Genomic DNA, 8,588 nt, shown 5'->3' on the forward strand with positions numbered 1-8,588 from the left:
GAATGTTACAATATTATCTTTAGAAAGAAAATTTACACCTCTTTGGCAGAACTTCAGTTAGACGTAGACCATTGGGTGCATTCTTACAATAGATCTAGACCGCATTCAGGTAAATATTGCTATGGTAAGACTCCTATGCAAACCTTTTTTGATAGTATGCATATTGCTTATCAGAAAAATATTGATAGCATTAAACAGGATGCTGATTTTGGTTTTGACTTTGTTAATTCTTCTGTCAGTTAATTCATGCTTGTCAGATTAAGTCTAGACTATTACACATAAGGTTACAGGAAAAGCCAGGGAATATATAGAAAAACAGATAGAATTTGCAAAAAAACAATTAGAGCAAGTTAGGCAAGACATAGAAGATATAATAAACTCTGATCCTGATTTGAAGGAAAAAAGCAAACTGCTAACTAGCTATAAAGGTGTTGGACGGAAAACCGCAAGTATCCTACTCATAGAGGTACCTGAACTTGGCAGGTTAGATAATAAGGAAATAGCTTGTCTAGTTGGAGTTGCACCAAAAACTAGTGAAAGCGGAAGGAAAGTGAGCAAGGCCCAAGTCATAGGTGGCAGATTTTATGCTCGAAAAGCATTATACATGTCTACTGTGGTTGCAATGCGTCATAATAAAAAAATGAAAGTATTTTACCAGCGTTTAGTTGACTCCGGCAAAGCCGCTAAAGTTGCTTTAGTTGCTGTAATGAGAAAAATCATCATTTGTTTAAATGCTATGATAAAAAACAATAATTTTTATCTTGATGTTTAAGACGGTAGATTCCAGACTGGCATGACAGGAGTGTGAGATAAGGCTACATACATACTCCAACAGGTATGATGGTGTCATTCCAGTGCTTGACACTGGAATGGCTTTGTTGCATAGGTCAAATAAAAAGAACTGGCAGTTACTGACAAAATTCACTATAAGACAAGCATTTAACCTACTAAAGAAAAATATGCCACAAAAAATGAGAGTCAGTAACTGCCATGAATATAACAAATTTCTCCAAGAGAGGGGAAATATTTTTTATTACGTCAATGATGCCATAGAAAATTGGTACGAAAAAGGTCCAAAAATGGCTGGTGGCAACTATATTTATAGCGATAAGGTCGTGATTCTGGTTCACATAATAACTTATTTATTTAGAATAGGTCTGAGACAAACAGCGGGATTTATAGCAGGGTACCTTGAGCAAGTAAGGAAAAACTTGCAAGTTATTAGCTATTCCCAGGCCTCAAGAAGGCTTAAAAAAACTTAACATCAAAATTAATGATCGAAGACATGATAAAAATAATACAGAAGATATTGAGATTGCCATAGATAGTACTGATCTACAATAATATTCCAGGTCATAGCAAGGCAAATGGTACAGATAGAAAGTATCGCCGCTATGAGCAAACAAGAAAACTGCATGTAATGCTAGAGATAGGTAGCAAAAAAGTTATAGCAGCAAAATACAGTGGCGGAGTTTATTCTGACCACTATGGAGCATGTGATCTTATTGCAAGGATTGATGTTAAATATAATATAAGCACACTATATGCAGACAGGGCATATAATCGAAAGAAGTTATACAAACTGTGCGATGAGCTTGACATAAAGACAAGGATTCCTCCGCAAAATAATGCAGTAGAGCATCCAAAGTTGGATTATATGGATGAGAGAAATTCTACAATCAAGCTCATAAAGTCATATGATGAAGATGGTATGAAGAGGTGGAAAAAAGAGATAAATTATGGGAAGAGATCTTATATAGAAAGTTTTTTCTTGCGACTGAAGCAAACATTTGGTTTTAGTTTTAGAAACAAATCTGAGGTTAATCGTGAGAGAGAACTGCTACTCAAGTGTTATTTGCTTAACAAATTTACTGATATAGGCATGGCTAAATTTGAGATAGCTTCATGAATTTATTCCACGTTACCTATTATCCGAAGAGTGATGCAACAAAGCCCACTGGAATCCAGAAAAAAAGAAGCTTATGTCACCTACTCAGATGACATTATGGAAGCTGGGATGACATCCTTCTCACAAGCAAAATGTTCATGCAGATAATATTTAATTGTGATTGAAGATCTCTTTTAACTCTTTTATATGACCAAGCTTAATTATCTCAATATCATGAGAAGAATAATTGCCATTTTTAGGCATAATCGCTTTTTTAAACCCTAATTTTTGTGCTTCCCTTAGCCTGAGATCAGCATGCGAAACATTTCTAATTTCTCCTGAAAGTGCAACCTCACCGCAGATTATTGAAGAAGTTGGTAGCGGTAAATTTACTAAACTTGAAATAAGAGAAGCAGCAACAGCAAGATCAGCTGATGGTTCCTGTATTTTGAGTCCTCCCGCAATGTTTAGGTATACTTCTTTATCATGCAAAAACATTTTACAACGAGCACTTAGAACCGCGATTATCATAGCTAATCTATTAATATCCCAACCGACTACTGCTCTTCTTGGAGTTGCCATATTAGTCCTTGCTATTAATGCTTGCACTTCCATTAAGATTGGTCTTGAGCCTTCAACTCCTGCAAATACGGCGCTGCCAACTACTTCTCTATCATGTACGGTCAAGAATAATGATGATGGATTATCAACAGGCATGAGTCCTGCTTTAGACATCTCAAAAACACCAATTTCATTTGCAGGGCCAAATCTATTTTTAATAGTACGTAAAATGCGATATTGATTACTATTTTCACCCTCAAAATATAGTACTGTATCTACCATATGCTCCAGGGTTTTAGGTCCCGCTATTTGTCCATCTTTCGTTATATGGCCAACTATTAAGAGAGAAACACCATATTGCTTTGCAAGAACAGTCAATTCATGAGCGCAGGTACGGACTTGAGTTACAGTTCCTGGTGCTGATGTGACTTTGCTATCATACATAGTTTGTATAGAATCAATTATCAAGAACTTAATACTTTTATTTTTCCTTATTGTTGCTACTACATCAGTTAAAGATACTGTAGATAAAAGCTTAATTTTAGGTTCATTTATCTTAAGACGCTTTGCTCTGAGGCTCACTTGCCCTAAAGATTCCTCGCCAGATACATAAAGACATTCAAAAGAGGAAAGTTGTACAACATTAGCTGCAATCCTAAGCAAAAGAGTAGATTTTCCAATTCCAGGTTCACCACCAATTAAAATGCTAGCACCTTGAACGATACCTCCACCAAAAACTCTATCTAACTCTTCTATTCCTGTTAAAAAACGATCGGGGGTAATAATTTCACTATCTGATAACGCTTTTATTGAAATTGGTGCAGATGTACTTCTCGTTTCTGTTTTTAGTACTATTTCTTCGACAACCGTATCCCAACTGTCACATGCAATACACCTTCCTACCCACCTTCCAGTGCTATGACCGCAGAATTGACATACGTATGCAGTTTTCATAAAAGCCAAAATTATAATTGTAATAAAAATTAGCTAAATAAGTGAAATAAATTTAAATAGAGAAAATTACCAATCACACTTTTTATCTTGTGGTTTTATTTGCAATATTGCTACTAAGCTGACTAATAAGCAAAAAATTACATAAAGCCCAGCAGCAAAGTCTATTTTAGGAAACATTATAGTAAACCAAGTGCATATCATAGGAGTAAATCCACCATGCAGGGCATAAGAAATGTTACGTGATAAACTCACACCACTAAATCTAACATTAGTAGGAAAAAGCTCAGCAGTAACTATCCCTATAGGATTAATACCCCTCTCGATTATAGAAAGAGCCATCACACTCAACATAATTATTAGGTAGCTTTTATAGTAATATGCAATAGATAACATAGGACAACATATTACCATTGTTATCACTATAAATAAGATTGCAGTGCGTTCTCTTCCTGTTTTATCAGCTAAAATTCCAAGCACTATTGAAGATATCGGCATTAATATACTGGTTATAATGAGTACAACTTCGTTGACATACGTTGTTACATAAGTTTCAACAGACACTATTTCTTTTGCAATTGTTCTAAGAAATATGGTAAATCCAACAGCAACATTAACAGGTACAGATATTAAAATGGCAAGTATCAGGGCTCTTTTATAGCGTTTTGTAAGCTCTATTATTGGTAAATTAGGTAAATTTCTTTGTTCTCGATTTTTTTCATACACTGGAGTTTCTCCTAGTGTATATATACTATATGCGCTTATTAATCCTAAAATGGCTGAAAAAATAAACGGCAGCCTCCAACCCCAAGCGTTAAAATCAGTGGTTTTTTTACAGATGATCACTGCAACCACAGGGAGCAATATGCCAATAGAGCGACCAAAACTTATTATTCCAAAAAACATTCCTAGTTTTTTCTTATTAGGTAAATGCTCTATGAGATAAACAGAGCTACCTCCTTGCTCAGCGCCAAGTGCAACCCCTTGTATCAGATGGATTGTAAGAAGCAACATAGTAGAGGTTATTCCTATTTTACTATAACTTGGAATAAACGCAACGAGACTAGAAGGAATCGATATTAGCAAGATAGCAATCGTTAACACCATTCTCCTTCCATACCTATCACCAATGTGACCAAATACAGATGCACCAAGTGGTCTTACCATTGCACCCAGTCCTGCAATTCCAAACAATTGCAATATGCTGTAGTAGATATCTTTTGCATAACAAAATTCTCTACTAATTATATTAACCAGATCAATAAAGAGCATATGGTCATACCATATTGCGATTCTACAGAGTATTGTTGCAATCAATACTCTTGTTTGTTGATTGTACACTTAGTTTAATTTGTAAATGTCTACTTATTTTTATTTTGGCTGCTTTTTAGAACTTTGCAACTCAAGCGTATGGCTTATATGTAAATATTATTAAAATTGGAACTTGCATAACCAGCCAGTCTGGGATCAAATAAAAAAATCTGGTCATCCGCTGGAATGACATGGTGGAATGTGTCATTCCAGTACTCCTTTTCTTGTCATCCCAGTGCTCCGACACTGGGATCCAGTTAAATTTACGAGTATAAAAGTAATCAACGTTTCTGATGATGGAAAAATGGATCCCAGTGTCGGAGCACTGGGATGACACCTCTCTTAAATTACTTTAGCTACAAATATCAAGAAATTTACCAAGTAGAAAAAAGACAAAAGAAACCCCCTATTAGCTAGCTCTAATCCTGAAAATTGGCCTGTCTTAAACAGCCCGTTTCAGCTTATATGGTTAAAAAACTGGAAGTTTTGTAAAGAAATAAGATGCACATAGTGCAAAAAATTAAAAATAAGACGACAACTGCGTTATGCTTTTGTCGTTTAATCTCCACAGACGAAGATAAATAGTATAGCGTTATCCTTATGGTAAGGGAGTTGGGAAAATTTGTAAAGTAGGCTCTTTCATTAGGTTTTTTGCTAACATTAAAACAATTCACTTAAAAAACTGAGAAGACCATTAAAATATTTTTTTACTTTTTATTCTATATATTTCAACATATTACCTTTAAGTACTAATAATTATGGCATTATTGATAGTTGAGTCGCCGGCAAAGGCAAAGACGATAGGTAAATATTTGAGTAAAGAATTTAAAGTGGCTGCATCCTTTGGCCACGTCAGAGATCTGCCAGCGAAGAATGGTTCTGTTGATCCTGATAATGACTTTGCCATGAAGTATGAGATTATTGAAAAAGCAGAAAAGTATGTAAAAGAGTTAGTCAAGGAAGCTAGTAAAACATCAGATATATACCTTGCAACAGATCCAGACAGAGAAGGGGAAGCAATAGCTTGGAATGTGATAGAGGCACTAAAGGAAAGAAAAGCAATCAATGATGAAAGCAACATTCATAGAGTAGTCTTTAACGAAATAACAAAAAGAGCAGTGCAAGAAGCTATAAAAAATCCACGTGAAATTAATATGGACTTAGTGCGTGCACAGCAAGCACGCAGAGCTTTGGATTATCTAGTTGGATTTAGCTTGTCACCGCTGCTGTGGACAAAATTGTCGGGAAGCAAATCTGCAGGGCGAGTGCAGTCTGTTGCATTAAAGCTTATATGCGAACGAGAGGATGAAATCAGTAAGTTTATAACACAGGAGTATTGGAGCATAAAGGCAGAAATGCAAAATAGCAAAGATGAGGCTTTTTTTGCTATGCTAAGCCACTATGACAATAAAAAGCTAGAAAAATTTGATATTAAGAATGAAGAAGAGGCAAAGAACTTAGTCAGGGAGATCGAGTCAAGGCAGTATGCTGTAAGCACAGTAGAACGCAAGCAAGTTAAGAGAAACCCGCTTCCTCCATTTATCACCTCAAGTCTTCAGCAAGATGCAGTGAATAAACTGTATTTTAATGTGAAAAATGTTATGCGAGTAGCGCAAAATTTATATGAAGGTATCAATATTGGTGGTGAAACCGTAGGGTTGATAACTTACATGCGTACAGATGGGTTTCATATTGCAGATGAGGCTATAAACTCAATCAGGGGATCAATTAAGTCATTATATGGTGATAAATATTTACCGCATTCTCCTCGTAAATATGTAAAAAAGGTCAAAAATGCTCAAGAAGCACATGAAGCAATCCGGCCAACTGATATTAATAGAACACCGGGTAGTATTAAGGATTACTTAACGCCAGAGCAATTTAAATTGTACGATTTAATCTGGAAAAGAACCATTGCAAGTCAAATGGAATCGGCGATTCTTGATCAAGTGGTAGTTGAAATTAGTTCTATTGACCAGAAAGTGATTCTGCGAGCAAGTGGATCAAGTATATTCTTTGATGGTTTTTATAAAGTCTATCAAGATAACATAGAAGCCGAAAATGAAGGCCTGCTACCTGCCATGAAGGAAGAGGAAGCGTGCAAGTTGATTTCTGTTGATCCGAAACAGCATTTTACTCAACCGCCACCTCGTTATAGTGAAGCGAGTATAGTAAAAAAAATGGAAGAAGTCGGTATAGGTCGCCCATCAACTTATGCAACAATTATTTCGGTATTACAAGATCGTGAATATGTTTCATTGGATAACAAAAGATTTATTCCAAGCAGCCGCGGTAAGATCGTGACTATATTTTTGGAAACTTTTTTTCAGCGTTGTGTAGAGTATGACTTTACAGCACAAATGGAAGAAAGGCTTGATTCAATCTCAAATGGACATGCAGATTGGAAAAAAGAACTAGGCTATTTTTGGGTGCCATTTTTTAATCATGTAAATTCTGTTAAGCAAATGACACATGATGAGATTTTTAGTGGTATTCATGATTTGGTAGTCAATTGGTTTTGCTCAGAGGAAGGAAAGGAAGAAATAGGTAAAAAATGTCCTAATTGCTCTGGTGGTATATTGAAATTAAATTTTGGAAAAGCCGGTGTGTTTCTTGGATGTTCTAACTATCCTGCATGCAATCATACAAAAGAAATTACGGGCAGTAATGACAATTCAGAATATCCAAAAAGTTTGGGTATAGATGATGTGACAGGCCAAGAGGTAATGATCAAAAAAGGTCCTTTTGGACTTTATCTGGAGTTTAATAGTGAGTCAGAAAAGAAAAAAAAGATTTCTGTACCAAAAGATATAAATGTTAATGATATTGATCTAAATACCGCCACTCGATTACTTTCCCTGCCGAAAATAATCGGAGAACACCCAGAAACTGGAAAGGAAGTAAAAATAGGTCTTGGACGATTTGGGTACTATATTCTCTATGATGGTCGATACTTTTCTCTTAAAAAAAGCTCTAAGGAGGTATTAGACACACAATTAAACGAAGCTATACAAATTATTGAGAGTAGCCCACGCAAAGAGCTAAAATCTCTTGGTTTTAATGAAAAGGGAAAAGAAGTTTTTATCTGCAACGGTAGGTACGGATTCTATATAAAATGCGGTAAAACAAACGTTGCTTTGGGCAAGAATGCAGATATTGAAAGTATAGATCTGAAGAAGGCTTTAGAGTTAATTAAGAATAAAAAGTAGACTTCTTGCATAACCATTCTTTATATGTTCTTTATTGTTGTTCCAGCGCTACACGCTGGAACTGAGAAAAAAAGAGCCTGAATTACAAGAAAGAAAATATTCAGATAACGAGAAAGTTGTCACCTGGTTAGCAGCTACAGTCGTGTGACGCAGACGTGCTACCAGGAATGTAATAGTCTAGACTTAATCTGACAAGCATGAATTAACTGACAGAAGAATTAACAAAGTCAAAACCAAAATCAGCATCCTGTTTAATGCTATCAATATTTTTCTGATAAGCAATATGCATACTATCAAAAAAGGTTTGCATAGGAGTCTTACCATAGCAATATTTACCTGAATGCGGTCTAGATCTATTGTAAGAATGCACCCAATGGTCTACGTCTAACTGAAGTTCTGCCAAAGAGGTGTAAATTTTCTTTCTAAAGATAATATTGTAACATTCATCTTGCATAGTTCTGTGGAACCTTTCACATATGCCATTAGTCTGTGGAGAACGAGCTTTGGTTCGAGAATGATCAATATTTTCTACCCCTAAATATAGCTGGTAAGCGTGATTTTCAGGTCTGCCACAATACTCTGTACCACGATCCGTCAAAACACGTAGCAATGATACTTTCTGTTCATCAAAGAACGGTACTACCCTATCATTAAGAAGATCTGCAGCT

6 protein-coding genes and 2 pseudogenes are annotated in these 8,588 nt (G+C 35.7%); 5 read left to right on the top strand and 3 right to left on the bottom strand.

Annotated elements, in window-relative coordinates:
* From OUY_RS01810 to OUY_RS06860, 3 genes and pseudogenes are all read left to right on the top strand, one after another.
* Positions 1-243, top strand: a 243-nt coding sequence (locus tag OUY_RS01810; RefSeq protein WP_139686536.1) for an integrase core domain-containing protein, incomplete at its 5' end; no start/stop codon positions are given.
* A 34-nt stretch (positions 244-277) separates the two neighbouring features.
* Positions 278-772, top strand: a pseudogene (locus OUY_RS01815) (transposase); the annotation flags it as partial.
* A gap of 187 nt (positions 773-959) precedes the next feature.
* Positions 960-1,909: pseudogene (locus OUY_RS06860) on the top strand (IS5 family transposase).
* Between the two features lie 150 nt (positions 1,910-2,059).
* Here OUY_RS06860 and radA read toward each other — a convergent pair.
* Both radA and OUY_RS01835 read right to left on the bottom strand, forming a co-directional pair.
* Complete coding sequence (radA, locus tag OUY_RS01830; RefSeq protein WP_139686539.1) at positions 2,060-3,403, bottom strand: DNA repair protein RadA; 1,344 nt, start codon at positions 3,401-3,403, stop codon at positions 2,060-2,062.
* Positions 3,404-3,469: 66 nt separating this feature from the next.
* On the bottom strand, positions 3,470-4,741 hold the full coding sequence (locus OUY_RS01835) for an MFS transporter (protein WP_139686540.1): 1,272 nt from the start codon (positions 4,739-4,741) through the stop codon (positions 3,470-3,472).
* 169 nt (positions 4,742-4,910) lie between these two features.
* Here OUY_RS01835 and OUY_RS06660 point away from each other — a divergent pair, with 169 nt between their 5' ends.
* Together OUY_RS06660 and topA are read left to right on the top strand one after the other, a co-directional pair.
* Complete coding sequence (locus OUY_RS06660) at positions 4,911-5,045, top strand: hypothetical protein (RefSeq protein WP_281277878.1); 135 nt, start codon at positions 4,911-4,913, stop codon at positions 5,043-5,045.
* A 424-nt stretch (positions 5,046-5,469) separates the two neighbouring features.
* Positions 5,470-7,920 carry a type I DNA topoisomerase gene (topA, locus tag OUY_RS01845; protein ID WP_010404951.1) on the top strand — a complete coding sequence of 817 codons (2,451 nt, stop codon included), beginning with the start codon at positions 5,470-5,472 and terminating at the stop codon, positions 7,918-7,920.
* Positions 7,921-8,122: 202 nt separating this feature from the next.
* On the opposite strand, the gene OUY_RS01850 is transcribed toward topA, so the two are convergent.
* Positions 8,123-8,588: integrase core domain-containing protein (locus OUY_RS01850; protein WP_139686542.1), on the bottom strand; the 466-nt coding region annotated here is incomplete at its 5' end.

The sequence above is a fragment of the Wolbachia endosymbiont of Leptopilina clavipes genome, from assembly GCF_006334525.1.
Classification (GTDB): domain Bacteria; phylum Pseudomonadota; class Alphaproteobacteria; order Rickettsiales; family Anaplasmataceae; genus Wolbachia.